We start from the raw sequence: 26,143 nt of genomic DNA on the forward strand, positions 1-26,143 counted from the left end.
AAATGGATGTAAGGACATTTTTGTTACAACAATGGGCAAGTTGCTTAGATGAAGAAGACTGGTTTCCACCACTTGAAAACGTGCTGGAGGATATCACTTTTGAACAGGCAATTTGGAAACCTGATGAGGGGGCAATGCATTCTATTTGGGAATTAGTTTGTCATTTACTTTTCTATGAAAAGAGATATCTCATGCGATTTCTAGGTGAAACAGTGAATGAACCACAGGCAGAAAATAATGAATCTACATTTCGATTACCAACTGGGACGTTAGAAAATTGGAAGAAAACAAAACAAGAATACTTTTTCGTCCATCGTGAACTTGGAAAAATACTAGCAAAATCAGAACATGAAGATTTGTATAGGCAAGTCCCAGGAGAAGATAATTCATTAGTGCTTGAACTGAAGAGTTTAGCAATGCATAACGCATATCATATTGGGCAAATTGTATTTCTTAGTAAACTGCAGGGGGTTTGGGCAGGGAAACGCAGCTTTTAAAAAAGCTTCTTTAGCTTTACAGTTATTCCATTGCAGGGCGCTTTCCTGTAAAAAAGGTTGGCGCCCGTATTGTAGGCGAGGAATATTTAGTTGAACATAAAATAATTTTACCAACAAGAAGTTAACAGAAGAAGGATAAAGCCATTTTGATATTACTAATAATAAAATAGTAATGGAGACCTTATGGAAACCAGTGTGTTTGAACAAGTACCTCATGTCGTTAACCATGGAACATATCATCATGGTAATATCACAGTTATGTTAAGACAGGGGGGGTTATGTTTCTGTACCAACAGATTATGGTCTTTACCTATATTTAAAACTATCGGGCGCTATTCAGGAGTGAGAATAGCGCCCTTGAAGCATGATACAAGTCTTTCCCAAGATCCTTTAACTATTGCAGGACCATCTTGTGATGTTAGAAAGGGTTGTTTAGATTGGAAGGGCTTTTATTAAATTATAAGAGAAAAGGGGTGGCTTTTTAATGTTTTTTTGTGGGGAAAGAATTCGATTAAGGAAAATGTCCAGTACGGATTACGATGTTTCTATTTACCATAAGTGGAGAAATGATATAGAGGTTATGCAATATACCAATCCATCATTAGATGTTTTTACATATGCCGACACAGAAAACTTCGTCAAAAGTATAACAGAATCGCATAATTCAAAAGGCTACATGATTGAGGAAGTTACAACAGAAAAGCCAATTGGCATCACATCGCTTATTAACATTGATTTCGGAAACCGTAATGCTGAATGTATAATTGATATTGGAGATAAAGATTACTGGAATAAGGGGTTTGGACGGGAGGCTTTTTCGCTTTTATTGGATTTTGCTTTCAATGAATTAAATTTACATAAAGTGTATTTACGCGTATTTTCTTTTAATGAACGGGCGGTAAGACTATATCAAAAGCTTGGTTTTCATGAAGAAGGAAAATTAAAGGAACAACTATATCGTGACAGGGTTTGGCATGATGTTGTTTTTATGGGGCTTTTAAAAAGAAATTATAAGAAATAAGGTAAGTGAATCTTCTAGCTTTTTATCATTTGTCCGGGTTGTATCAAATAATTGATTGTTTTATGATAATAATGGTGTTTCATGAGAAGAATATTGAAATAAAAAGAAAAATGGAGGTTCTATTTAAATGAAAAAGTTTAGTTTCATCGTTATGTTGTTGGTGATTGTATTGACAGCTTGCGGCAATAACGACGACAGCTCGACCAACAATGAAAATGCCGATAAAGGTGAGGAAAATCTTGGTACAAAACAAGTACAATTGGCAACGGATACGTATGTCTCCAATATTGCTTCAACATATGTAGTGAAACAACTGCTTGAAGAAGTTGGCTATCGCGTGACAGTTACCCAAACGGATGTCGGTATTGAATTTTCAGGTCTTGCCGACGGATCATCGGATGCTTCTGTAGGGTTATGGCTGCCAACCACACATAAAAGTTATTGGGAAGAATATAAGGATAGTCTTGATAAAATGAGTATTGTTACGAAAAATGTGGAACTTGCTCTGACGGTACCATCTTATATGGAAGAAATTAATTCGATAGAAGATTTAGCTAATAATAAAAACAATATTGGTGAAAAATTAGACTGGACAATTACCGGAATCAGTCCTGGCGCGGGTATGATGAAATTGACAAAAGGGGAATTGATGCCAGCCTATGGTTTAGATAAAAACTGGGAACTGCAATCCAGTTCAGGTCCTACAATGACAGCTGCGCTAAAGAGAGCTATTGACCAGGAGGAACCTATTGTTGTAACACTTTGGACACCGCACTGGACATTCAATGAATTTGATTTAAAGATGCTGAAGGATCCGAAAAATAGTTACGGTGATCCGGATAATATTTATTCCGTTTCACGAAAAGGATTTAAAGAAGATTCGCCACTGGCATACAAGATAATTAACGAATTTAGCATAACGAAAAAACAGGTTCAGGGTATTATGTACGATATTACCTCTGGAATGACAAATGAGGAAGCAGCGAAGAAGTTTCTTGAAAATAATCCGGACTTTAAAGAAAAAGTGTTGAAAAAAGCGAAGCAGTAACTGGTTAAAAGTATGATATTAATAAAAGTGCAATAAAAGAGTTTTAATATGCTCCCCCTGTAAGTAGATAGATGGAACAATAAAAATCTGTTTGCTTGAGGGGGAGTATTTATTTGCAGAACGAGGGACAAAGAAGATTTAAACTGTTGAAACAAATAAAACGGAAAAAACGTATTAAAAATATAATTTCATAAAGGAGGCAAATCAATGTTTACCATTGCTGAGGAATTATTATTGCTTGCTATGGACGATGAGAAAGGAACGGTTATTTTCTCAGCTTCTGATTCATTAAATTATGGATTAGCTGGGGCTATTCTTGCAGAACTGACAATATTGGAACGTATTGAACTGAATGATAAAAAGGTTGTCGTCATTAATGAAGAAAAAACAGGTGTAACGTTTCTTGACAGTGTATTAACCGAAATAAAGCAATCTGATAAGAGTAAGAAGGTTGATGACTGGATTAATCGTATTAATAGCAAAATGGGACAGTTGAGGCAGGACATGATACAATTGCTCGTGGAAAAGGGTATATTAAAGGAAGAAGAAAAAAAGATACTATGGATTTTTAATCAAAGCACGTATCCGACTGATCAAAAAATACCTGAACAGGAAATTCGAAACAGGGTTCATGCAAGTTTATTTGGGGACAAAAAGCCAAATGCAAGAACTGCTATGTTATTAAGCTTGATCAAATCATGTAATCTGGTCGATGAAGTATTTTCAAAAGCTGAAAAGAAAGAAGCAACAAAGCGCATGGATAATATTATTAAAAATCATGATTACGGTAAAGCTGTGAAAGCATCCATCGAAGAAATGCAAACAGCAGTAATTGTTGCGTGTACAACCGTTGTTATATTTACAAATAATTGAATCGATGATAATTATATGGTTTCTGGAGGTAATAAATAGAATCCTTAACTGCATGAATGTATAGAAAATTGTTGATAAAATAGTATTCAGGGAGGCAAATTACATGGGAAAACTATCGAAATTAATAAAGCTCACGAATGATCCAAAAGTAAAAAAGTTAATTAGACAGGGAAAAGAAAAAGGTATCCCAATGATTAAAAAAGAATTGGAAAAAAGAAAAAACAGATCGAAGTAGATTTCTTACCTGCTTAAGTACAGATGCAGCAGTACGGCCGATCTTAACGTTTATCAGGAGGAGAACGTATGTTAAGAGTGAAACCTATCGAAAATCGGGATTACGAATTGATTCAGAAGGCGGAAAAAGTAATTGAAGATAATTACAGGTATGGACGGCACCACATTGGTTCAGCAGTTAGAACAACTTCGGGAAATATATTTTCAGCAGTTCACGTTGAGGCGAACGTGGGCAGAATAACGGTATGTGGGGAAGCAATGGCAATTGGAAAGTCAATCTCGGAAGGAGAACATGAATTTGACACGATTGTAGCGGTTGCTCATCCCCATCCACACGAAAGTATAGAAAAGTGTTGGGTAGTATCTCCGTGTGGTATGTGTCGGGAGTTAATAAGTGATTACGGTAAAGACACTGATGTGATTATTTCTTATAACGGTCAATTGGTAAAGTGTAATGTGATGGAATTATTACCAGAAAAATATACAAGTGATACTGAATAAACAGTCTATACTGTCGGGTGATTAGGTTTACTTTTAACATATCAAGGAGAATACATATGAAAGAGTCTCAAAAAAAGTTTTATAAAAGTAAGTTTTTCATTTCAAAAATTATTTTTACGTTAATTGTGTTAACCACTATAATACTGGCACAGTTTGGAACTATTTCCGGTAAGCTGGATACAATCATTATCATTGTTACATGTATTGCGTTTTTTGTCATCGACCACAATATGAGAAAAAGTGAACAACATTAAGGCTGAGTTGTTTTGATTTATGTTTCATAATATAATTGAAATGGAAGCAATTGATTAACTTGGGAAAAGTTAAATTGGCAATTTGCGAAATACAAAATTCAGGAGGTGCGATTCAATGGATTATGATGATCAAGTAAAAAACAGAATGAAACGTATAGAAGGTCAGGTCAGAGGATTATTGAAAGCAATGGATGAAGGAAAAGATTGCCGTCAAGTGGTAAATCAGATGACCGCGGCCAGAAATGCGCTTGATCGTACAGCAGCATTAATTGTCAGCAGAAATTTGGAGGAGTGCATCCGTGAAGAGAAGGAATCGGGTGGAAATTCAGAAGATCATATAAAGGATGCAGTAAATTTGCTTGTAAAAAGCAGGTAGTTCTTCTGATTAGTTTTTTAAGGAGAAAGTAATAGTCTCATTAAGTATGGAGTTTATCATTCCGTGTTTGATGATGTGAATTCGTGAATGAAATATACAAAATATGCGATACCAGTCGATAGTTTAAAATACGTTATTGACAGGTATTTTTTTATTTCGAAAATCGTCGAAAAATTTCATGTAATATATTGCATTTTACATTAGGTAATAGTATGATGAATATCATCGATATATTGCATATCATAAAACATAGACATCATTGGAGGAACCTATCATGAAGGGGAAATTGTCTTTTTCATCATACGCAGCAGTTGGCGTCATGCTGTTTGCACTATTTTTTGGGGCTGGAAATCTGATTTTTCCGGCACAACTTGGTCAAAATGCCGGTACCAATCTCTGGCCTGCGGTTCTGGGATTTTTAATTACCGGGGTGGGGCTGCCATTATTGGGGATTATAGCGATGAGTTTTTCTGGAAGCCGAAATTTGCAGGAACTGTCAAGCCGTATACACCCGGTTTATGCCGTGTTTTTTACGTCGCTTCTTTATTTGACAATTGGACCATTTTTCGCGTCTCCTCGTACAGGAACGGTTGCGTATGAGATTGGTATATCACCTTTTGTGAACAAGTCTTCGCAACAATTGGGATTGTTTATTTTTACATTACTGTTTTTTGCTGTTGTACTCTGGTTTTCATTAAAGCCTGCCAAACTTGTTGATAATGTCGGAAAGTTTTTGGCACCTGGGCTGGTTGTATTACTTGCGGTTCTTCTAGTTACGGCTATTGTAAATCCGATGGGATCGATGGAAGCACCTCAACAAGCTTATGCAAACGCAGCATTTATAACTGGTTTTCTTGAAGGCTATAATACAATGGATGCACTAGCATCGTTGGTATTTGGTATTATCGTCATTAATGCGATTCGGGCAATGGGCGTAACATCGAATGCTGACATTCTAAAGACAACGATAAAAGCAGGAAGTATTGCGATATTGCTGCTTGGAATGATTTACGTCGGGATCGCCTATTTGGGCGCAACGAGCACACAAGTTTTTGGAATCTTTAAAACTGGTGGTCCGGTTTTAAGTAGCGCCGCATCCTATTATTTTGGCACGTTCGGATCAATTTTGCTGGCAATTACCATTATATTGGCATGCTTGACAACTGCGATTGGACTGACAACAGCTAATGCGGAATATTTCCATACACTGTTTCCGCAGTTCAGCTATAAAACACTTGTTGTATTTTTTGCAACTGCAACGTTTATCATTGCGAACTTCGGACTGGCAAACATTATAGCTTATTCTGTACCGGTTTTAATGTTCCTGTATCCGCTCGCGATTGTGCTGATGCTTTTGACGTTTTTGTCTCCATTGTTTAATCATGCACGGTTGGTTTATCGTTCAACAACTGCTGTTACGTTTTTGATCAGTATTTTTGATGGACTTAAAGCGTTCTGTGAGTCACTGGGAATAGCATATTTCAGCTGGATGCAGCCTGTTATTGCTTTCTATGAACAAACGTTGCCTCTGTACAGTCAGGGACTTGGGTGGCTGCTGCCGGCTGTTGTTGTGATTGCCGTCACCGGAACTATCAGCCGTATGCAAAAAACAGCTGCAGTTCATGCATCATAATTCTGCAAATAGTAAGCCGGCTCCTTCTTTCCTTGAAGGGCCGGCTTTTTGGCGTTAAAATTTTATAAATAATTTCTGCTGTTTTTACTAAAACTTTTGGAGTGTCCGCAGCCAGTTTTCTTTCATGACGGCTACAGCTTTTTCCTTGTTGCCATGTTTCATGGAAGTAATAATGGTCTTGTGATCATCAATTGATTTTTCGGTTAAGACAATGGAATTATGGAAAAAATGCCTGCGAACATGTGCCTGTAATGATTCCACTATTCCCTGGATATAAGTGTTTTTCGTAATATCAACAATCACCTGGTGAAACTCTTCATCGACTTTTAATGCAGCATAACCGTTACTGGACTGGATTGCTTCTGCAAAGCGATTGTTGATGTTTTCGAGTTGTGTGAGGTGCTCGCCAGTCAAGCGGTCAATTGCTAGTTCGGCGGAAAGTGATTGTAATGCTGCCAATGGTGGAAGCAGGTCTTTAATGGCTTCCCGTTCAATTTCAGTCACTTGTGTGGCTTTTCCGGGATACATCTTAACAAAACCTCGTGCTTCCAGAAGCTGTAACGACTCACGGATTGGTGTTCTGCTAGTTCCTAATGCATCGGCCAGTTCGTTATCATTTAATTTTTCGCCGGGAAGCAGTGTTCCATCAATAATCCATTGCTGAAGTTGATTGAATGCATTCTCTTTTGCAGACAGACGCACAGGTTTTGAATGATTTGAAGGTATTGGCATTGAAATCCGCCTTTCTGGATATTCGTTTCGTATGAATCCAGTATACATGAAAATATCTCGTGTGGGAATATGCAATATATCATGCATAGAGCTTTTTGGTGTAAAAAATGCAACCTTCTTGAAATATTTTCAATTTAAGTGATATGATGAATAAATCAGTGTGTAGAGATATTGGTCTTATGCAATGGATCAAAAATATATGTCTCATGATACGTCTGCCATCTGAAATATTATAAATGGAGTTGACGATTATGCATGAGGAAACAAGATTACCCCGAAACGGAAAAGAATTTGTGCTGTTCTTAGCCATCATTTCCATCCTTTCCGTAAATATCATCGCCCCCCTTATTATGGGATTTGAGTTTGGATTCAATCGAGAGGTATATTTAAGAACATTGCAAGTTATTCCGTTTGTATGGATTTCTGTCATCTTTTTGGTAATTTTTATTGCGAATCCGATTGTTAATAAAATGGTACCAAAGTTCGTTAAATCTACGGATAGCTTCAATGCAAGAGTGTTATTCACAATTTTGTTCAGCGTGACGATTTTGTCCATTTTTTTGACAGTTATCGGATCCTGGATTGGCATGCGGGATGTCAGTTTTGTGCCGTTTCAAACTTTCTTTTATGACTGGCCGCGTAACTTTTTCATCGCATTTTGGGTTGAAGCGTTAATTGCACAGCCTGCAGCAAGATTTGCGATGAAAAAATTACATGCTGTTCAGGAAAGTAAAACAGTAAACGCATAACATGCATTTGATTTTGGAATAGAAGAACCTCTTCATAGCAATGGCTATGTGGAGGTTCTTTTATATAATGCAATTGTGCTATTATGAATAAAAGAAAAAGAAATATTGAAGGACGTGTTGAGCGTGGTCACAAAAAAATTATATTATCAGGAACCATCCATCCGGTCTTTTTCCGCGCAGATTCTTCACAGTAAACAGGATGCGAACGGGCGATTCTACGTTGTGCTGGATAAGACGGCATTTTACCCGACAGGCGGTGGACAGCCGCATGATACAGGCACAATTAATGATGTACGTGTATATAATGTCGAGGAAAAAAACGGTGAGATTCGCCATTATACCGATACGTTTTTGGAAGCGGAAAAATGTGCAGGGGAAATTGACTGGGGACGAAGATTCGATCATATGCAGCAGCATACCGGACAGCATATCCTGTCAGCAGCATTTGAAAACATGTATGGGTACAGGACAGTAAGTTTTCATCTAGGAACAGAAACCTGCTCGATTGATCTCGAAATTTCGGGTCTTTATGAAGAGGAAGCCAGCGGGGTAGAGGAGAAGGCAAACGATGTTATTTTAGAAAATCGCCCTATTCAGATACGTTGGGTGACAGAAGATGAGCTTAACGAGTTCCCCTTAAGAAAGGATGTATCTGTTTCAGAAAACATTCGTCTTGTCATAATTCCTGATTTTGACTACAACGGTTGTGGCGGAACCCATCCGAATGCAACAGGGCAAGTGGGCTCTATTAAACTTCTCCATTGGGAACGGCAAAAGAAAAATATCCGCGTTCATTTTGTCTGTGGAACAAGAGTACTGAAGCAACTACAGGATAAGCATCGTGTCATCCAGGGTTTGACCTCTCTGCTAAATGCCCCTCAGCAAGATTTGAAAGCCAGCGCCAGTCATATTTTGGAGCAACAGAAAAATCTTGAAAAAACAAATGAACATTTGCAAGCTGAACTGCTGCTTTATGAGGCGCAGAGACTGATCAAGAAGGCCACCGTAAAGGATACATATAAGCTGGTAAACAATACTTACAAGGACACGCCTGTGAAAAAGCTTCAGCAGATGGCAGCCAATGTGGCCCAAAACGCCAATAAAACGCTGGTTTTGTTTATCAATGAAAATGAAACCAAAATTCAGGTGGTTTGTGCGAGAAGTAACGATATTGATATGAATATGAAAGATTTCATCACCCAGATTTTACCTATGATAAATGGGAAAGGTGGCGGCAGTAAAACGATTGCGCAGGGGGGAGGAGACAAGAGGGTTTCTCCGGGAACGTTAATGGAAGAATTGATTCGTGTATCTGAAAGGCAGCTTGTCGGATAAGCGAACGCGGCCATTTTATCTGCACTCAGATCCAGCAGCTTCTTATTTTAGCAGATAAGAAAGCTTTCTTACTGCATAAGTGCAACTAAGGTTGTCACCTAATGGATGGGTGACAACCAGTTTTACTAATCGGATTGGGGTAATTTTAATGAAAAAATTGTTTTGTTTGATATTGACAGCTTTTTCAGCGGTAATTGTATTAAAAGGCTGTGCCGATAATTCAGAAGGGTCCGCTGATCAGAATGGTCAAAATAACGAAGAACAAAAATCGGAAGAGACGAAACCTGAGGAAACGAAGTCAGTAACGGAGATCGGTCAGCCGCTTGAATTGTCTTCCTATGCAAAAGAAATCGGCGCAACACTTTCAAGCCCACAAAGTAAGGAGTTCTCTGTGCAATCATCGTTTACGCTGGAAGGAAAAATTGATGATATGTCCGGGTTGGATAGCCGTTTTATCTGGGTGGAACTGTCCGGTCCAAAAGGGGGAGAGTTTACATATTATGTACCGCTTCAGGACGGAAAATTCAGCGAGGAAATAAAGCTGTTTGAAGGGAAAGGAAACTACAAGATTACAGTTCGTTTGCCGGATAAAGAACAGGACAATCATTTTTATGAGATGGCTTCCCTTGAAGTAACGAATGAAAGTACAGAAAAGACCCGTGATATATTTCTGGGGCGTAAAGCACTTGAAAACGGGCTGACTATAACACAGCCTGCCAGTGGTTTTACGGAAGCAGACGGATTTTTACACTTGGCAGGAACAATCGATGACAAGTATAACGGGAAGAAACTAATGGTTAAAGGTGAAAAAGGTTCAGAGTCATGGAAAGTCATCATTCCTGTTAAGAATGGCAAATTCGAAACAGAATTTCCTTTACACTACGGCGGGGGTAAGCATCATGTAACAGTCATGGTACCTGATCCAGACCGGGAAAATTATTATTTGGAAGCTGCCAAACTTTTTGTCAACAATACATCAACAGCGCAAACAGATCCAATTAAGTTTTATCAGGATTATAATGAACATGAATTTCAGCTTGGTTATCCGAAAGCTGGGGGATTGAAAGCCGATGGAAATACGTTTCGCATTGCCGGTACGTATGACCCAAGTGTGGCCGACAATAAGAAAATTGAGCAATTGATCGTAACGACGAAAAAGGGTGATTTGGAAGCAAGTTACCTTGTTCCGGCTAATGATGGGACATTTGAAGGAGAATTCCGGCTCCGGTTTGGTCCCGGAGAGTATGAAGTAACGGTTAATATCCCAACAGACCCTGGCGCATTCAAATCATATTTTAAATATTCCGGCATTGCAAGATTTACGGTCAATAGTAATGCAAAAGATAAACGTAATTTACTTCCGTCCCGGGGAATTCAGTCGGATTCACAAAAGATAGAAGACCTCGCTGCCAAATTGACAAAAGGGATTAAGGATGAACGAAAGCAGGCGAAAGCAATTTATGAGTACGTGGCAAAAAATATTTCCTATGATGTGGAGAAGCTGGAAAAAGACTTGTTTAAACTGAGTGACAGTGCATTAAAAACACTAAGAACAAAGCGTGGAGTTTGTCAGGATTATGCTTTCTTGAACGTTGCTTTATTGCGTGCTGCTGGCATCGAATCACATTATATCAGTGGTCGTGCAAGTCTTGTCCGCCATGCCTGGGTGGAGGCAAACATAAATGGAGAATGGGTGCTCATGGATCCGACATGGGGTGCCGGTTATGTGCACGATGGCAAGTTTGTACCTCGTTACACTGACAAATATTTCGATCCGAATATGGAGGAATTTAAAAAAACACATACTCGTGATGAGATAGTTTACTGATAAAGGAGTGCCATGCCAATCCACCCTGTTTTCCAGGGTGGACTTTTGCTTGTTATTTATTGGTTATGTATAGAGCCGCTGATAAATTATGAACTTCACCTAAATTGTGAACTTCTGACACTTCAATAATAAACTATTACACTTTGTTGAAACTTTCTAATACATTTTGATTAATTTCTGACACTTTATTATTTTCGGCTAAATGGAAGTGGATTGGGGTAATGAAACTTTCATGGAAAGTTTTCGTATATGAATAGAAGAGAGGGGAGAGAAAGAGAATTTTGAATTAATGAAAACGGGGGATATATCAATGGAATTTACTGATTTTTCAGCGACTCAAGTCAGAATAGCACGACCAACTGATAAATTTGATGAAGTTGTAAAATTTTATGAGGAGGGGGTTAGCCTGGAACGATTAACGGACTTTGCGGGTCACAGAGGATATACTGGCGTTATTTTTGGGTTGCCGGGTTCGCCATATCATTTGGAGTTTACGCACCATGAAGACGGAAGTCCATGTCCGGCACCAACAAAAGACAATCTTCTTGTTTTTTACATATCAAATGAACAGGAAATCAGAAAAATTACAAAAAGGCTGAATCAGATGGGGTATGAAGAAGTGGAGCCGGAAAATGGTTACTGGAAGGAGAAAGGGACAACGATAGAAGACCCGGATGGCTGGAGAATCGTTTTGATGAATACGGAAGGCATTTAAGTCGCTTATTTTTTAAGAAGCAGGGAAAGTGGTGTTTTTAAATGAGTATTTTTAAGTATAAACCTGAATTAAATGGAGAAAAAATCAGATTGCGTCCTGTTAAAATTGATGATGTGGAGTTCCTGCAACAGCTATTGCTTGATCGTGAAGTGAACATTCTCACTGGATCAGTTCATTCCAATGATGAGGAAATTAAGCGCGCGGAAATGGATAAACTAACTGAAGTTTACGGTGAGTGGGCAGAAGCAGAAGAACGGACAGTCTTCATGATTATCCGGAAGTCTGACAATGTCATTATAGGCGAGTCTGTACTGAATGATTATGATGTGGGTAACAACAGTTGCAACTTTCGTATCTGGATTGCGGGTGCTACCGGTCAAGGGTTTGGTACTGAAGCTGTACAGATCACCATGACCTATGCGTTCGAAGATTTAAAGCTGCATCGTGTGGAACTGGAAGTATATGACTTTAATCCGCGAGCACGCCATGTTTATGAAAAAGCAGGATTTAAACATGAGGGAACCAAGCGTGAAGCGCTAAGGTTTGATGAGGAGTGGGTGGATGCACATACGATGTCAATGCTGGATTGGGAATGGCGAATGAATGATAAAATTTGAGTAAACTTTTGACTGGTAAAACGAGTCTTAAGCAGCATTTAAAATATATATTAATTTTAAAAATATTATGGTAAAATCAGTTTGATTGATTATTTCTAACGTTAAAGGGACTGATTCATGTGCAAAATGAAAAAGTAATGGTAAATCCAGGTCGTTCCGCTTCAGAGTCTAAAAAGTTAAGGGAGATGTATGGATGAAAGCATTATTCTTTTTGTATGATGGATATGTTGATTGGGAAATCAGCCCTTTATCGTACATGTTGAATATCTCAAACGTTGAGGTGAAAACTGCAGCTTTAAGTGATGAGGTTGTTCACGCAGGAAATTTCAGAGTGAAGGCAGATATGCTGGTCGAGGCATGTAATCCTGCTGACTACGATATTTTGGTGATGCCAGGTGGAGGGCCTGCTCCAGTTGTTGAGGAAGAACGCTTGTTAGACTTGATTCGTGCGTTTGAAAAACAAGGCAGATGGATCGCAGCAATTTGCGGCGCACCTACTTTTTTGGCAGCAGCCGGAGTCTTGCGTGACCGGAATTTTTCAACGTCTGTTGATGATGAGCAGGAATATGCAGATTATTTTAAAGGTACGAATTTAAGTGAAACAGATGTGACAGTATCCGAAAACTTAATTACAGCAGAAGGAAATGCTTATATTGAGTTTGGAATTGAGGTAGGAAAAAAGCTTAATATTTTTGAAGACAGAGAAGATGAGCTGGAAACAGTATTGTTTTTTAAAAACCAGCTGAGAGGTTAAATATTAAGGGTCGACCAATATGTTGGTTGGCCTTTTAATTCATTTTAAAGACTAGGAGGAATACATGGCTGAATATATGAAAGAGATTAGAAAATTTATAGGCAGCAGACCATTTATTCTGGCGGGATCAACAGTTATGGTAATGAATGATGATAAAGATATATTGCTGCAGCTTCGTTCTGATACGAACGAATGGGGATTGCCTGGAGGGGCAATGGAAATTGGTGAAAGTCTTGAGCAGGCGGCTGAACGTGAACTATTTGAAGAAACAGGGTTACGAGCGGAGTCCTTCAAGTTTGTTGATATATTATCAGGGAAGGATTTTTATTTCAAATATCCGAATGGTGATGAGGTATATAACGTTATATCTGTTTATCTGGCTGAAAGTCCAAACGGTGATTTATCGATAGACGATGGTGAAAGTTTGGAACTGAGATATTTCGCCTTGGATGAACTGCCGTACTCGCTTGATAAAAGAGCGAGGATAATCATTGAAAAACATTTCTTTAACCAAAAAAATCAGGAGGAAGAATTGTGATAATTAGAGAGATAAAAATTGCAGATGCGGAGTCTTTTTCCTGGGTGACTCAACAAGTGGAGGCAAGTTCGGATTATATGTTGTGGGAATCGGGTGAAAGGGAACCTGATTCTGAACAGCAACTGAAAATGATAGAGAAATTTCAACAGCAAAGGAATTCTACAATCCTTGTCGCTGAACATGACAGCAGATTAGCAGGTTACCTGATAGCTATCGGTGGAAATGCCAACAGAAATAGACATTCCGTTCACATTGTTGCCGGAATTCTTCAGGAATACAGAGGAAAGGGAATCGGCAGCAAGCTATTTCAGGGACTTGAAAAATGGGCATTTCAACAAGGCACACATCGCTTAGAGTTAACCGTTGCAACCCGAAACAATGCTGGTTTGTCTTTGTATCAAAAAATGGGGTTTGAAATCGAAGGAACGAAAAGAAATTCATTGTTCATTAATGGTGAGTTTGTTGATGAATATTATATGGGAAAGCTTCTGAACACATGATAGATCCTGCCAGAACCAATAAATACGTTGTTAGGCAGGATCTATTGAATTAAGAAAACCATGCGGTGCTAAGATTATCCTGACTCACAAGTGAATGAAATATAAGTAGTAATGAGGTGTTGCCATTGCAATATTTTATAGGGGTTGTACCACCAGATGAATACTTGTCGCGGATTAAGCAGTTTCGTCAAAGGTGGCGGAACAATTCGATAGATGAGGTTGTCGAACCACATATCACATTAAAAGCACAAGGTGGATTAACCGAAGATACAAGATGGTTCGAACCTGTGAAATTGGTCTGTAAAAACTTCAGGCCATTTCAGCTATCATTGAATGAACCAAGGTTTTTCGCTGAGGGGATTCTTTATTTAAGTGCTAAATCAGAAGCGCTATATAAATTGCATCGGCAACTAGTTGAAGAAATTTCTCCACCGGGTGACGACATAAAAAAGTATTTTGAACTGGATGATTTTGTGCCTCATCTGACTCTGGGAAAAACGAATTATGGTTTAACGAGGCAAGATCTACAGGTTATGGCTGCATCTGCAATAGAAGAGCTTAATCCGTTTCCAACTTTCGATGTCAATTTTGTGAGGGTTTATCAGGAAGTAGATAATCAATATAGAAAGCTAGAGGATATTCGATTAGGAGAGAGTAAATAAGCTATGGTTTGAAGTTTATAATGGAGGATAATCAAATATGCTGTTTCTGTGATATTTACATCGAAGGTCGAAAATTATGTAATATGTGCAGCGTAGAATTATTGATAGATCACTAACGGTATATGACATGATAAGCATACTAAGAAAAAAGGAGAGGTTTTACATGTGTGGGATTTGATATGAGATATCGAAAAAGAGATGCTGATCTTCCGGTGCATCGTCAGTTGTTAAGGCAATCAATTGAACAGGATCTGTTGAATGATGAAAATGTATTATCGGTTTTTTATGGAGGTTCAATCGGAAATCAAAATACGGATTTATATTCCGATATTGATCTACGTATTGTCGTTAATGATAAAGTGTTTGAAAACTATAGGCAACGCAAAAAACAGCGGGCCGAAAAATGGGGGAGGGTGTTATTCTTTGAAGATAATCCTGAAGCAAGGCATACGGTTGCCCATTATGAAACTTTCGTGAAGGTAGATGTTTTTTACTATAAGGCGGAAGAAATTCACTCCTCTGTTTGGCTGAAAAACATCAAAATTGTGCAGGATATTCATGGATTCATGGAAAATGTGTCAAAAAAATCTATGAAGCTATCTTATGTACCAACTCTTCAGGAAGTGGAAAATTGGCGAAATAAATTTTTCGCTTATGCTCATGAAACATACAGACGTGCAATGCGAAGTGAATTCTACTATGCGCTCCGCTGTTTGGATAACTTGCGCTTTTGTGTGGTAACTGCCTGGTATATGGAAAACGGGATACAGCCCAATTCTCTTGGCGATTGGGGAAAGGTTGAAGGTGAAAGAAGTAAACTGAAAGATTGGCAATTATCTCTTTTAGCCCAATGGGACAGCAACAGAGATTCAATCGAAATAATGAAGACGATAAAACAAATCATTCCTCAATTTAAAAAGGTTCATCATCGTTTATGTAAACGTGTTGGGGCCACAGAAGATTCTGAATGGGTGGATGAGATTTTAGAGCTGTGTAATTTTTGTTAGGGCACTTTAAAGGGGGGGGGATCCAAATGAATACCGTCACACCAACGAAACGTTCCGAACGGCTTACATGGATTGATGCTGCACGCGGGTTTGCGATATTTGGGATCTTTATTGTGAATATCGGAGCTTTCTCTGCCCCGTATTTTCTGTATGGCGGGGCGGAGGAAGCTTGGACGGCACCGGTTGATCAGTTTATACAAGCTTTTAAAGATGTATTTTTCCAGGCAAGTTTTTATACGTTATTTTCCATCTTGTTTGGGTTTGGATTTCAGATTGTGAAGGAGCGGGTGATTGATAAAGGAATAAATGTAAAGTTGTTTCTGTTCCGTAGATTGCTAATTCTAATTGGCTTTGGGATGATTCATGCATTTCTCATATGGAGCGGTGATATTTTGCTCTCATATGGGATTGTTGGTTTATTCCTCATCGCGTTCATTCATCGGAAAAATATAACGCTTATAATATGGTCTCTTATTTTACTTGGAAGCAGTGCGGCCTATTTTACAATGTATTTATTCAATTTCCGGGAATATCTTGGGTATGCCAATTTCCAGGAAATACGTCAGGCGATGGAAAGTTACACAAGCAATGATTTATTGGTTATTCTATCGCAGAATCTGCATGATTGGTTATACTCAAACGGGGTGTTCACCTATATTCTTTTGTTAACAACCTTACTTCCGATGTTTTTAATCGGGATGTTTATTGCCCGGAAACGCTGGTTACATAATCCCGAATTGAATAGGCGTGTGCTTTGGATTTGCTGGGGTGTGAGTCTTTTGTTTTTCGCTGCGTTGAAATGGGGACCGTATCTGTACGGTAACCCGGAATGGTTTTATTTTATTCAGGATAATGTTGGTGGAACTGCTTCGGCTTTATTTTACCTTTTCTCAATTACACTGATGTACCAGAGCGGAATTGGTGCAAAGCTTCTGAAGCCATTTTCGCATGTTGGGCGTTTGTCGCTGACTAATTATATTTTGCAATCCGTAATTCAATTTATTTTGTTTTATGGTGTGGGCTTCGGGTTGTACGGGTCAATTACGCCAAGTGTTAGTATAGGGGTTGTTGTTATTGTATTCAGTTTGCAGGTAATATTCAGCAAATGGTGGATGGCCAAATACCGATTCGGACCGCTGGAATGGGCGTGGCGCAGTCTTACCTATTTAGAAAAGCAGCCAATGAGAGGGAGAACAGCAGAACGTAATGAAGTACACCATTGATCACAGTTGCCTGCAAGCTATTTTAATTCAATGGGAATTTAAATTTGGTACTTTGATATATTCCAATATCGTTCATACAATTTTCAAATGAAAATCCATATGGTACATGATATGATAAGTTTATCATGGAAATGGACTTTCCAAAGGAGGAATACTTAATATGGGACCAAGCACACACTTGCACGTTACGGCGTGGGCGCTTGCTTTTATTCTGTTTATTGTAGTAGTGATTCTGAATAAATCAGGCAAGGAAAAAGGTGCTAAAATCGTACAAATGATACTTAGACTGGATTACTTACTGATTCTTTATTCCGGTGGTACATTGCTTGCGGGCTATTTTGGAGCTCCACAAATGGGTGAAGCGATTTTTAAAGGATTGGCAGGTATTTGGGCCATCTTTGCTATGGAAATGATCAGCATGAAATCAGGCAGGGAAGAGCCGACAAAAAGCTGGTGGATTCAGCTTGTCATTGCCTTAATACTGACCATGTTGCTTGGCTTTGGCCGTCTCGGACTTGGATTCTTGCCATAAACAGCCCTTGTCATAACTATAATCGTATATAAACGCAAAAAAGTGGCAGTAACTTTTTATTAAAAGTCTGCCACTTTTTAAATGTTTGTTCCGATTATAGGTAAAAGAAGATTATTCAGCCAAACTCTCCACGATGGCGTCGATTGTTTTTTTGGATGCAATCAGGCCTTCATTTGTCCAGTGGCTTGGATCATTCATGACATAGACATTGCCGGATTGTGCTGCCGGAATACTTTGCCATACACTGCTGTTTTTCAGTGTTTTGATTCCTTCTTCACCTTTCATGCCGAGAAGGAAGACGTGATCGGCCTTCAATTCGGAAAGCTTCTCAATGGAAATTGCGTTCCATGCGTCATTCGGTGCGTTACCAAGGCTCTCGACTACTTCCGGTACGTTTAGACCTAATTCTGAATAAACAACATCCGCAATATGCCGGTCTTTTTCAAATAGATAAAATTTATTGCCCATCGTCCAGACCATTGCGACAGTTTCATCGCCGATTGCCTTATTCAGTTTTTCTTTTGCATTGGCAACTTTTTGATCATATTGTTTTAACACTTTATCCGCTTTATCTTCTTTATCAAGCATTTTACCGAATAATTCGATTTGCTTGCGCCAGTTGCTTGCTGCTTCATCGGTCAGCACATAGGTAGGCGCGATTTTTTGATAATCTTCATATGATCCCTCATAGCTGTCCAGCGTGTTCGATAAAATAATCAGGTCTGGGTTGTATTTCATGACCTGTTCAAGTGGTAGATTCCATTCGATTTTTGGTACGTCTTTCAACTGATCTTCCAAATAATTTTGCACACTGTTTCCGATGGCCCATTTTGCGACAGGTGTTACGCCCAGCGCAAGCAGTGCATCTTCATGGTATGGGGCGATAATGCGCTCCGCTCCTTTAGGGATAGTAACTTCGCCTTTTTTACTGTCCAATGTTATTTCAGAGTTGTTACTGCCACTGTCTTCGGAGGAGGAAGATCCATTACTATCACTGCCGCATGCTGAAATAATCAATGCAAGACCTAGAATAATACAGAATTTCACTAAATAGGATTTATTTCGTTTAAGCATATGTATGTCTCCTTTTATGATATAATAATACACCTAATGGTAATGATAATCATTTTCATTTGTTCTGTCAATTTCTTTTTCACTGGCATTGCAACAATCCTATGAACAAATTATACTTTAACATTAGGGGCATTTTGACGATTTCGATTAACGGGAGTACATTATGTTATCTTTTATACAGCATTCATCACTATTAAAAATAATTATTCAATTTGCCGGGATCATTGCGCTGGTTTTTTCTGCCGTTCTTTCTATTGTATATGGGGTGGCCGATATTAAACTGGAAACGGTATGGCAGGCGGTCATTGAATTTAATCCGGAGAACACTTCTCATCAGATCATCCGGGAACTTCGTCTGCCGAGAGCGGCAGGAGCGGCGTTGGTTGGCGCGTTTTTGGCAGTGTCCGGGGCGATCATGCAGGGCATGACCCGGAATCCATTGGCCTCACCATCGATTATGGGGGTAACGGATGGTGCGGCTTTTGCACTTGTGATTACCCTGGCATTTTTACCTGGGATCTCAACGGTTGGCATGACGATTGCATCGCTAGCTGGGGCAGGTGTTGCTGTTGGACTTGTATTTATGGTTGGATCACTGTCCACAAGCGGTCTTACACCGGTGAAATTGGCACTTGCTGGTGTTGCAATTGGCACACTGTTAAGCTCTGTATCGTCCATTATTGCGCTTCATTTCAAACTGGAAAAGCAGCTTGGATTTTGGCTCGCGGGTGGACTGGCAGGCACGAGTTGGACATCCATACATATTTTATTCATCGCGGGTGGAATTGGTCTGGTTATCGCTTTTGCCATAGCAAGATCAATTACAGTACTGAATCTTGGTGAGGATGTCGCGGCGGGACTGGGACAGAGAAATATTGTTATAAAATTAATGGGCATTTTGACGGTCTTGATTTTGACCGGTTCCGCCGTATCTGTTGCAGGTGCCATTGGCTTTCTGGGACTTATCATACCCCATATGACCCGTTTTATCATGGGGACGGACTACCGATGGATCATTCCTGCATCGGCAATTTTCGGTGCACTTCTACTTGTTCTGTCCGACATTGGTTCCCGCCTGATAAATGCACCATTTGAAACGCCCGTTGGCGCGATTACGTCACTAATCGGGGTGCCGTTCTTTCTCTATCTCGCCCGCGGGAGCAGCGGGGGTGGTAAATCATGAATAGAAAAACCACAAAATTTACGGGAGTTATAGCACTCTTGTTCATTCTGATTATAGTCATGTTTTTTGTCACGCTTAGTACCGGTGTTGTCAAAGTTCCGCCGATGGATGTGGTGAAAACGTTGTTCGGCCAGGGAACGGATAAATACGAACTGGTATTGTTCGACTTTCGGCTGCCGGAAATTGTCCTGGCTTTGTTAATCGGGACGGGACTTGCGGTTTCCGGAACGATTTTACAGGGTGTCACACAGAACGATTTGGCTGATCCGGGGATACTTGGGATTAATACGGGTGCAGGACTTGCAGTCGTCTTGTTTATCTTTTTTCTGCAGGATTCGATTAATGCGACATTATCCGTCTTTATGATGCCACTGTTCGCATTACTTGGTGCGTTATTTGCAGCATTGTTAATTTATCTGCTTGCCTGGAAAAACGGTGTCAATCCGATTCGTTTGATTTTGGTCGGGATTGGTGTCAATGCGGGTTTTAGCGCAGCATTGATTATTTTTCAGCTGAAAATGAACCCGCAGGACTTTCGGCAGGCGACGGTATGGCTTTCTGGTGACATCTGGAATGCGGACTGGACGTTTGTGATGGCACTGCTGCCATGGATTTTGCTGCTTGTTCCCCTCGCACTGCAAAAGGCAAATATTCTTAACATATTAACCCTAGGTGATGATGTAGCAGCCGGTCTGGGATCCAAAGTGGAAAAAGAACGCCGCACATTGCTGCTGATTGCGGTTGCGTTAGCCGGTGCCAGTGTCGCTGCGGGCGGGGCAATTGCTTTTTTGGGGCTTGTGGTGCCGCATATCGCTCGTAAAATAATCGGCCCGCTCCATCAGTACATTATCCCGATTGCTGCCTTGATTGGCGCACTGCTCCTGATGGTCTCTGATTTAATTGGACAAAATCTGCTCGATCCGACTCAGATTCCGGTGGGGATTATAGTTGCAATTTTAAGCACACCATACTTTGTATATTTACTCGTTAAAACAAACTAGCAGTCTCAATCGTAGTTATGAATGTTTTTTAACAATCTGGTGGAATTCATTGACGAAAGATGTCAAAACGCAATAATGAATGGAGAAGCAAATTAATTTAATGAAGGAGTACATATATGAGACGGCTATTGTTCATGTTTTTGATTTGTCTCGTTTTGTTCGGTGCAGCGAGTACTGCAGCTGCAGAAGAAAAGGAAGGAATCAAAGGCGAAATTATTTATAATATTCTGGTTGACCGTTTCAGTAATGGGGATCAGTCGCTAGAGAAACAGACTGACCTGAATGAAACGCATGCGTATCATGGCGGGGACATTAAAGGGATTACCTCAAGATTGGATGCATTAAAAGAACTTGGCTTTACGACGATTGTTCTGTCTCCGGTGATGGAAAATGCGCCTGATGGCTATCACGGATACTGGATTGAGGATTTTTACGAAGTGGAGCAACAGTTTGGGACCATGAAGGATCTCCAAAAGCTGGTAAAGGAAGCACATGACCGCGATATGAAAGTGGTGATGGAGCTTGTCACAAATTATGTTTCCTCCACACATCCGGTGGTGGATGACCCGGCTAGACAGGACTGGATTAAAGAAACGGAAGTGAACGCAAATCAATGGCTTGATCAGACAGTAATGCTGGATCAGTCCAATCCTGAAGTACAGTCGTTTATAACGGATGTCGCTGATTATTGGATCGAAAAAGCAGGGATCGACGGATATCGATTTCATGCCGCGGATCAGATGAATCAGGCTTTTCTGAAAGAATTGGCTGCGCATCTGAGGGAGGAAAACCCCGATTTCTACCTGTTGGGGGATATATTGAAACCAGAGCAATATAATGGTGGAATTGAAAATAGCACGGCGATACAGGCTGTGGAAAATAATGCATTCCAGGAAGCGATGGTCAATGCGTTCGTTAAGGCGGGAAATCCGGTAACGCCGATTTATGAATCCTGGAAGAATAATGGAGAAAGGGATGGACTTAATTATCTGGATAATAAGTTAACCGAACGATTTACCCAGAAATTTTTTGAGAACGGGCGAAATCCGCTGACGACTTGGAAGCTGGCATTGACATTCTTATATACTGCACCAGGTACACCAATGATTTTTCAGGGTTCGGAAATTCCAATGGGCGGGGACTTTCCGGAAAGTCTGCAGCTGGTTCAATTTAATGCCGGAAAGCAGGATTTGCAGGATTATTATAATCAGATTGCAGCATTGCGGACAAAATTTCCTGCGTTGCAGAAAGGAAGTTTTGAACTGCTTGGAACGAGTGGTGCAATGAGTTTATTTAAGCGGTCATTTGAAGGCGAATCGGTTTACGTTGCGATCAACAATGACGTGGAATCGCAGGCCATTTCTATTGATGGTGTAGAATCCGGCAAACTGCTGAAAGGCTTAATTGGGGATAACCTCGTCCGGGAAAATGAAAAAGGGGAGTATAAAATAGGACTCGCCCGTGAAACAGCAGAAGTATATGTTGTTCAGGAGGATACAGGTTTAAACTGGTCCTTCATCGGGATGGTGGTCGGAGTTTTTGTTATTTTCATTGCCTCTATCATCAGGTTAAGCAGAAAACAAAAGAAACGGGAAGCTGGTTTGGAATAATCAGCTTTCCGTTTCCTTTTTTGTTTAAAAGTGGTGCCTTATAAAAGCGTAAACCCGCCGTACGACAATAAATCACACTGTTTTGTCTGGCATCATAGACTCACATGCAATGCACACACACTCACGCATATTCATGTGATGAAATGGCACCTTGTCTGTACAGGTAATAGTACACTTTCCGGTATTCGTTCAGGTCAATTTCACTGTTGATGTATTTTCGTTGATAGAAATCGAGTAATCCGTTAATCGATTCCGGTGGCTGATTACGTTCCATTTCATATATGGTAATTAATTCGAAGATGCTCATGGTCATCCCTCCCGCATCATAAGTGTGCCTGTCCTACTGGAAATATATGCGGGAGGTTGCCATTTCATTCGTTACAAATTAAATTAGTATTTCATATCCGGAAACGGGACGTGCTGGATGATCTTTTCTTTTTGCAAATCATAGATGGACATTTTGTTTTGTGAAAAGGAATACAGCGTATTATCGACTGATACCATCCGCTTTATTGCATATTTCATTTTTGATGGGTAATCCGAATTGTTGTTTTCTTGATTTGTAAAAGTATCCTTCAACTGAATTCCATCATCCGGTGTTATTTTGTAAAGAAATATTCCCTGAAAAGCTAATGATTCGTCCTGATAGGTTGCATCTCCTTTTTGAATGGTTTTTGCATCATAAATGGTGGCCGGAAAGCCGAAAATCGGCCGTGTCGGATGTTTATACAGGGCATGGTGATTATGATTTAATTCAGTATAGGAATGGCCTTCACCGATAATTTCACTGTATTCCTCTTTTGGCTTTGCCGGATTGCTGACGTCAAACACGGAAATCTTCAATCCGTCGATTTGCACTCGCGGTTCCTTACCGCGTTCAGATTTCACCAGTCTGGTATTTTGTCCGAAGCCGATAACATGATCCTCATCGAGCGGATGAAGATAATTGCTGAACCCGGGAATTTTCAGCTTGCCGAGAACTGTCGGCTTTTTCGGGTTTTTGAGATCGATTACGAAAAGGGGATCGACTTGCTTAAATGTAACCATGTAGGCTGTATCATCCATGAACCGGACACTGTAAATCCGTTCCCCCTTTGCCAGTCCTTCAAGAGAACCGAGTGGATTCATCTGCATGTCAAACGTAAACAGGTTGTTAGTTGACGGTTTGTCATCATTCCACATGGTACCCTTTGTGGTGGCAACACGGAACGTTCCATCGTGTTCATCCATGGCGAACTGATTGATCAGACTGCCTTGCACAACCGTCGAGGCATTATAGGAAATCGTTCCTTTACGAATTTTGAATTGGCTTATTTTGGTATTAATAGGCGGTCGGGCAATCGAAAGCTCAGGATGATTACCATCCTTGGATGAAATATCTTTACTGTATTGATATGTTGCAATATACAAGTGTTTTTTGGACATATACACGTGGCTGGACGCACCGAGGTAACCTTTTATTTTCGCTTTTTCATCCAGTTTGTTTAAGTTAATCGATCCAAGCAGCAAAAAGTTTTCATCCTTTGTATCAGGGAAAAAATACATCGACTCATAGCTGAGTGGATGAGCTTTATTACTGACGGCAGAATCTTTAACTGACGGACGCAGGTTTTCAGTGCCGTTCTTTTTTTCTTTCAAAATGCGGATTGGCGGGTGATGGTTGGCAATCAGATACAAATGTCCGTTCATTTTCCGGGTTGTAATCAATGAGCCGTCCATACTAACTTCACGGACTTTTTCAGGTTGTTCAGGATCGGAAACATTATAAATCATTGCCGTTGTTCTGCTGGGCGGAAGTATTGCCCGGTCAACAACTGCAGACTGTGCTGATGGTTGACGGCTGGTCTGGTGTGAATTTCCGATCATAATCAGCAGATCATTGTGCAAATAAAGTTCTGTTGGACGGAATTTGTTTGTCGAAATGGCAGAGATAACTTTACTGTCCTTTTTAGCAGCACTGGCAATTACGACATCCGTACCCCGGGAATAATAAATGTAATCACCGTCTGTCTTAATGATATCACCTTCATTGACCCCATTTTCTTGGATGTTAGTCGATGATGTAACCGGCCCGCTTTTTGCCATGTTTTTCGCGGAGTCACTTTGTGAGCTTTCCAATGATACGCCCCGCTCTTGTTCGCCCGAGATTTTTTGACGTGCGTTTGACCGTTCCTTCAGTAATGTGACCAGTTGTTCCTCATTCTTGATGGTCTGTAATTCAGCTACTGTTGTAAAGGAATGGGTGAATGTCTTGTTTATTTCGTCGCCATTATCCGTTTCAACTTTATCTGAAACGGTAATCATATAGGTATGGTCAATTCGATATCCGGATTCAGGTGCTTGAAGCGTCAGAACGGTGTGATTCTTGTTCCATTTCAAGTCTACATTGACCGGTTCATTGTCCTGATTTAGGACGGTTACGGTATTCTGGGTGAATGTATTTGGGTTCATTTTTTCAGAAAAATGGATGGACCAGTCTTTGAAGGAGGGCGCATAGCTCGATTTGGCCGGTATCGTAACGCCAATAGAACTGGGCATCAGGTAAATAATGGCTGCCCCAACTGTGACCAGAACTGCCAGACAATACAGTACAGTTTTTCGGTTTATCATTTTTTTCACCTCTTTGGTCCGTTTAATTAGTTAGACGGTGCTTGAGGAAAAATGTTACAGTTCTTTTGCAATAAAACGAAAAAAACTGACCCATGTCTGGATCAGCCTGACATTATTTGTACTCTTTGTTTAAAAAGAAAAGTGCCAGTGTACCTGGGCCTGCGTGTGCACCGATGACCGAACCAACCATTTCAATTAATACATCGTCGACATCGAATTTTTCTTTAATCATGGCCGCCAGCTGCTCGGCGCGTTTCAAATCATCGCCATGACTGATGCCGATTGTCTGGTTTTTAAAATCGGTTCCGCGTTCTTTCATCAGTTCAAGCATGCGATTCAATACTTTTCTGGATCCTCTGACATTTTCAAGTGGAACAAGTTTACCATCATCTACATGCAGGACCGGTTTAATTTTAAGCAAGGAGCCGACGAATGCGGATGCTCTGCTGACACGTCCGCCACGACGCAGGTATTCCAGGTCATCGACGGTAAAAATATGTTCCATATGATTGGCGTGATATGTTGCAGTTTCGACTATTTCGTCAGTACTGGCACCGCTCCTGGCAAGTTCGGCAGCCCTCAGTACGACGAGCCCGTACCCGATAGAAGCGCATTTTGTGTCGATAATATGCAATTCAGCTTCAGGATATTCTTCCTTGACTTCCTGTGCCATCATTTTCGCTGTTTGGCACGTACCGGAAAGTTCCGAGGAGAATGCGAAATATACTAATGCTTGATTTGACTGGGCATACGATGTAAAAATTGTTTTAAAGGTTTGCGGGGAAACCTGGGATGTTTTCGTCCCTTTACCCGCCCGCATGGCGTCATATACCGTTTTTGGTTCGATTTCATTTACATCTTTAAAATCTTTTCCTTCCAAATGAACGGTTAATGGTACCATTTCGATGTCAAATGCTTTATAATGACGGTTGGTTAAATCACATGCTGAATCTGCAAGGATTTTCGTGTTCATTATTTCACCTACTTTTCACGTATCTTGGCAATATTTTTTCCAAGTTTTCAAATTATATATTGA

General features: G+C 40.1%; 29 protein-coding genes and 1 pseudogene. 25 read left to right on the forward strand and 5 right to left on the reverse strand.

Features of this window, described 5'->3' with window-relative positions:
- Positions 1–2 precede the first annotated feature (2 nt).
- The 10 genes and pseudogenes from HUX68_RS00115 (at position 3) to brnQ (ending at position 6,437) form a co-directional block, all read left to right on the forward strand.
- Entirely contained in the window at positions 3–497 is a 495-nt protein-coding gene (locus tag HUX68_RS00115) for a DinB family protein (protein ID WP_174612738.1), read from the forward strand.
- Between the two features lie 183 nt (positions 498–680).
- Positions 681–843: pseudogene (locus tag HUX68_RS00120) on the forward strand (DinB family protein); the annotation flags it as partial.
- Between the two features lie 138 nt (positions 844–981).
- Entirely contained in the window at positions 982–1,518 is a 537-nt protein-coding gene (locus HUX68_RS00125) for a GNAT family N-acetyltransferase (RefSeq protein ID WP_174612739.1), read from the forward strand.
- Between the two features lie 127 nt (positions 1,519–1,645).
- Positions 1,646–2,566 carry a glycine betaine ABC transporter substrate-binding protein gene (locus HUX68_RS00130; protein ID WP_174612740.1) on the forward strand — a complete coding sequence of 307 codons (921 nt, stop codon included), beginning with the start codon at positions 1,646–1,648 and terminating at the stop codon, positions 2,564–2,566.
- A gap of 207 nt (positions 2,567–2,773) precedes the next feature.
- Positions 2,774–3,439, forward strand: coding sequence for a GOLPH3/VPS74 family protein (locus HUX68_RS00135; protein WP_174612741.1), 666 nt, complete (start codon positions 2,774–2,776; stop codon positions 3,437–3,439).
- A 103-nt stretch (positions 3,440–3,542) separates the two neighbouring features.
- Complete coding sequence (locus HUX68_RS19370) at positions 3,543–3,674, forward strand: hypothetical protein (protein WP_281355650.1); 132 nt, start codon at positions 3,543–3,545, stop codon at positions 3,672–3,674.
- Between the two features lie 68 nt (positions 3,675–3,742).
- Positions 3,743–4,174, forward strand: coding sequence for a cytidine deaminase (locus tag HUX68_RS00140; RefSeq protein ID WP_174612742.1), 432 nt, complete (start codon positions 3,743–3,745; stop codon positions 4,172–4,174).
- Between the two features lie 56 nt (positions 4,175–4,230).
- Complete coding sequence (locus HUX68_RS00145; RefSeq protein ID WP_174612743.1) at positions 4,231–4,428, forward strand: hypothetical protein; 198 nt, start codon at positions 4,231–4,233, stop codon at positions 4,426–4,428.
- Positions 4,429–4,543: 115 nt separating this feature from the next.
- Complete coding sequence (locus HUX68_RS00150; RefSeq protein WP_174612744.1) at positions 4,544–4,804, forward strand: metal-sensitive transcriptional regulator; 261 nt, start codon at positions 4,544–4,546, stop codon at positions 4,802–4,804.
- Between the two features lie 274 nt (positions 4,805–5,078).
- Positions 5,079–6,437, forward strand: coding sequence for a branched-chain amino acid transport system II carrier protein (gene brnQ / locus HUX68_RS00155; RefSeq protein WP_174612745.1), 1,359 nt, complete (start codon positions 5,079–5,081; stop codon positions 6,435–6,437).
- Between the two features lie 87 nt (positions 6,438–6,524).
- Here brnQ and HUX68_RS00160 read toward each other — a convergent pair whose 3' ends face one another.
- Positions 6,525–7,169 (reverse strand): GntR family transcriptional regulator, encoded by a 645-nt coding sequence (locus HUX68_RS00160; protein ID WP_174612746.1) that lies wholly within the window; start codon positions 7,167–7,169, stop codon positions 6,525–6,527.
- A 251-nt stretch (positions 7,170–7,420) separates the two neighbouring features.
- Here HUX68_RS00160 and HUX68_RS00165 point away from each other — a divergent pair, with 251 nt between their 5' ends.
- The 12 genes from HUX68_RS00165 (at position 7,421) to HUX68_RS00220 (ending at position 17,629) form a co-directional block, all read left to right on the forward strand.
- Positions 7,421–7,918, forward strand: a complete 498-nt coding sequence (locus tag HUX68_RS00165) for a hypothetical protein (RefSeq protein ID WP_174612747.1) — start codon at positions 7,421–7,423, stop codon at positions 7,916–7,918.
- Between the two features lie 123 nt (positions 7,919–8,041).
- Positions 8,042–9,253 carry an alanyl-tRNA editing protein gene (locus tag HUX68_RS00170; protein ID WP_174612748.1) on the forward strand — a complete coding sequence of 404 codons (1,212 nt, stop codon included), beginning with the start codon at positions 8,042–8,044 and terminating at the stop codon, positions 9,251–9,253.
- A 148-nt stretch (positions 9,254–9,401) separates the two neighbouring features.
- Positions 9,402–11,081, forward strand: coding sequence for a transglutaminase domain-containing protein (locus tag HUX68_RS00175; protein WP_174612749.1), 1,680 nt, complete (start codon positions 9,402–9,404; stop codon positions 11,079–11,081).
- Between the two features lie 310 nt (positions 11,082–11,391).
- Positions 11,392–11,796 carry a VOC family protein gene (locus HUX68_RS00180; protein WP_174612750.1) on the forward strand — a complete coding sequence of 135 codons (405 nt, stop codon included), beginning with the start codon at positions 11,392–11,394 and terminating at the stop codon, positions 11,794–11,796.
- A gap of 41 nt (positions 11,797–11,837) precedes the next feature.
- On the forward strand, positions 11,838–12,413 hold the full coding sequence (locus tag HUX68_RS00185; RefSeq protein ID WP_174612751.1) for a GNAT family N-acetyltransferase: 576 nt from the start codon (positions 11,838–11,840) through the stop codon (positions 12,411–12,413).
- Positions 12,414–12,606: 193 nt separating this feature from the next.
- Positions 12,607–13,167: a DJ-1/PfpI family protein gene (locus HUX68_RS00190; protein ID WP_174612752.1), complete on the forward strand. Its 561-nt coding sequence runs from the start codon at positions 12,607–12,609 to the stop codon at positions 13,165–13,167.
- A gap of 64 nt (positions 13,168–13,231) precedes the next feature.
- Positions 13,232–13,705, forward strand: a complete 474-nt coding sequence (locus HUX68_RS00195) for an NUDIX hydrolase (protein ID WP_174612753.1) — start codon at positions 13,232–13,234, stop codon at positions 13,703–13,705.
- Entirely contained in the window at positions 13,702–14,205 is a 504-nt protein-coding gene (locus HUX68_RS00200) for a GNAT family N-acetyltransferase (RefSeq protein ID WP_174612754.1), read from the forward strand. Before HUX68_RS00195 ends, HUX68_RS00200 begins: the two co-directional genes overlap by 4 nt.
- A gap of 116 nt (positions 14,206–14,321) precedes the next feature.
- A complete protein-coding gene (locus tag HUX68_RS00205) occupies positions 14,322–14,867 on the forward strand; it encodes a 2'-5' RNA ligase family protein (protein WP_343033583.1) in 546 nt (181 codons plus the stop codon).
- 254 nt (positions 14,868–15,121) lie between these two features.
- Entirely contained in the window at positions 15,122–15,874 is a 753-nt protein-coding gene (locus HUX68_RS00210) for an aminoglycoside 6-adenylyltransferase (RefSeq protein ID WP_343033584.1), read from the forward strand.
- 26 nt (positions 15,875–15,900) lie between these two features.
- Positions 15,901–17,097 (forward strand): DUF418 domain-containing protein, encoded by a 1,197-nt coding sequence (locus tag HUX68_RS00215; protein ID WP_174612757.1) that lies wholly within the window; start codon positions 15,901–15,903, stop codon positions 17,095–17,097.
- 160 nt (positions 17,098–17,257) lie between these two features.
- Positions 17,258–17,629 (forward strand): YisL family protein, encoded by a 372-nt coding sequence (locus tag HUX68_RS00220; RefSeq protein WP_174612758.1) that lies wholly within the window; start codon positions 17,258–17,260, stop codon positions 17,627–17,629.
- Between the two features lie 111 nt (positions 17,630–17,740).
- On the opposite strand, the gene HUX68_RS00225 is transcribed toward HUX68_RS00220, so the two are convergent.
- Positions 17,741–18,703: an iron-hydroxamate ABC transporter substrate-binding protein gene (locus HUX68_RS00225; protein ID WP_174612759.1), complete on the reverse strand. Its 963-nt coding sequence runs from the start codon at positions 18,701–18,703 to the stop codon at positions 17,741–17,743.
- Between the two features lie 163 nt (positions 18,704–18,866).
- On the opposite strand from HUX68_RS00225, the gene HUX68_RS00230 reads away from it, so the two are divergent.
- The 3 genes from HUX68_RS00230 to HUX68_RS00240 all read left to right on the forward strand — a co-directional run bounded on the left by HUX68_RS00230 (position 18,867) and on the right by HUX68_RS00240 (position 22,497).
- Positions 18,867–19,886, forward strand: coding sequence for a FecCD family ABC transporter permease (locus tag HUX68_RS00230; RefSeq protein ID WP_174612760.1), 1,020 nt, complete (start codon positions 18,867–18,869; stop codon positions 19,884–19,886).
- Positions 19,883–20,887: a FecCD family ABC transporter permease gene (locus HUX68_RS00235; RefSeq protein ID WP_174612761.1), complete on the forward strand. Its 1,005-nt coding sequence runs from the start codon at positions 19,883–19,885 to the stop codon at positions 20,885–20,887. The genes HUX68_RS00230 and HUX68_RS00235 overlap by 4 nt, the downstream gene beginning before the upstream one ends.
- A 116-nt stretch (positions 20,888–21,003) precedes the next feature.
- Positions 21,004–22,497 (forward strand): alpha-amylase family glycosyl hydrolase, encoded by a 1,494-nt coding sequence (locus tag HUX68_RS00240; protein WP_174612762.1) that lies wholly within the window; start codon positions 21,004–21,006, stop codon positions 22,495–22,497.
- A gap of 121 nt (positions 22,498–22,618) precedes the next feature.
- Here the strand turns inward: HUX68_RS00240 and yppF are convergent, their stop codons facing one another.
- The 3 genes from yppF to HUX68_RS00255 all read right to left on the reverse strand — a co-directional run bounded on the left by yppF (position 22,619) and on the right by HUX68_RS00255 (position 26,080).
- Positions 22,619–22,804 carry a YppF family protein gene (yppF, locus tag HUX68_RS00245; protein ID WP_174612763.1) on the reverse strand — a complete coding sequence of 62 codons (186 nt, stop codon included), beginning with the start codon at positions 22,802–22,804 and terminating at the stop codon, positions 22,619–22,621.
- A gap of 83 nt (positions 22,805–22,887) precedes the next feature.
- Positions 22,888–25,107 (reverse strand): beta-propeller domain-containing protein, encoded by a 2,220-nt coding sequence (locus tag HUX68_RS00250; RefSeq protein ID WP_174612764.1) that lies wholly within the window; start codon positions 25,105–25,107, stop codon positions 22,888–22,890.
- Positions 25,108–25,219: 112 nt separating this feature from the next.
- Positions 25,220–26,080 (reverse strand): DegV family protein, encoded by an 861-nt coding sequence (locus HUX68_RS00255; RefSeq protein ID WP_174612765.1) that lies wholly within the window; start codon positions 26,078–26,080, stop codon positions 25,220–25,222.
- Between the last annotated feature and the right edge of the window lie 63 nt (positions 26,081–26,143).

The organism is Virgibacillus ihumii (assembly GCF_902726655.1).
GTDB lineage: Bacteria > Bacillota > Bacilli > Bacillales > Amphibacillaceae > Lentibacillus > Lentibacillus ihumii.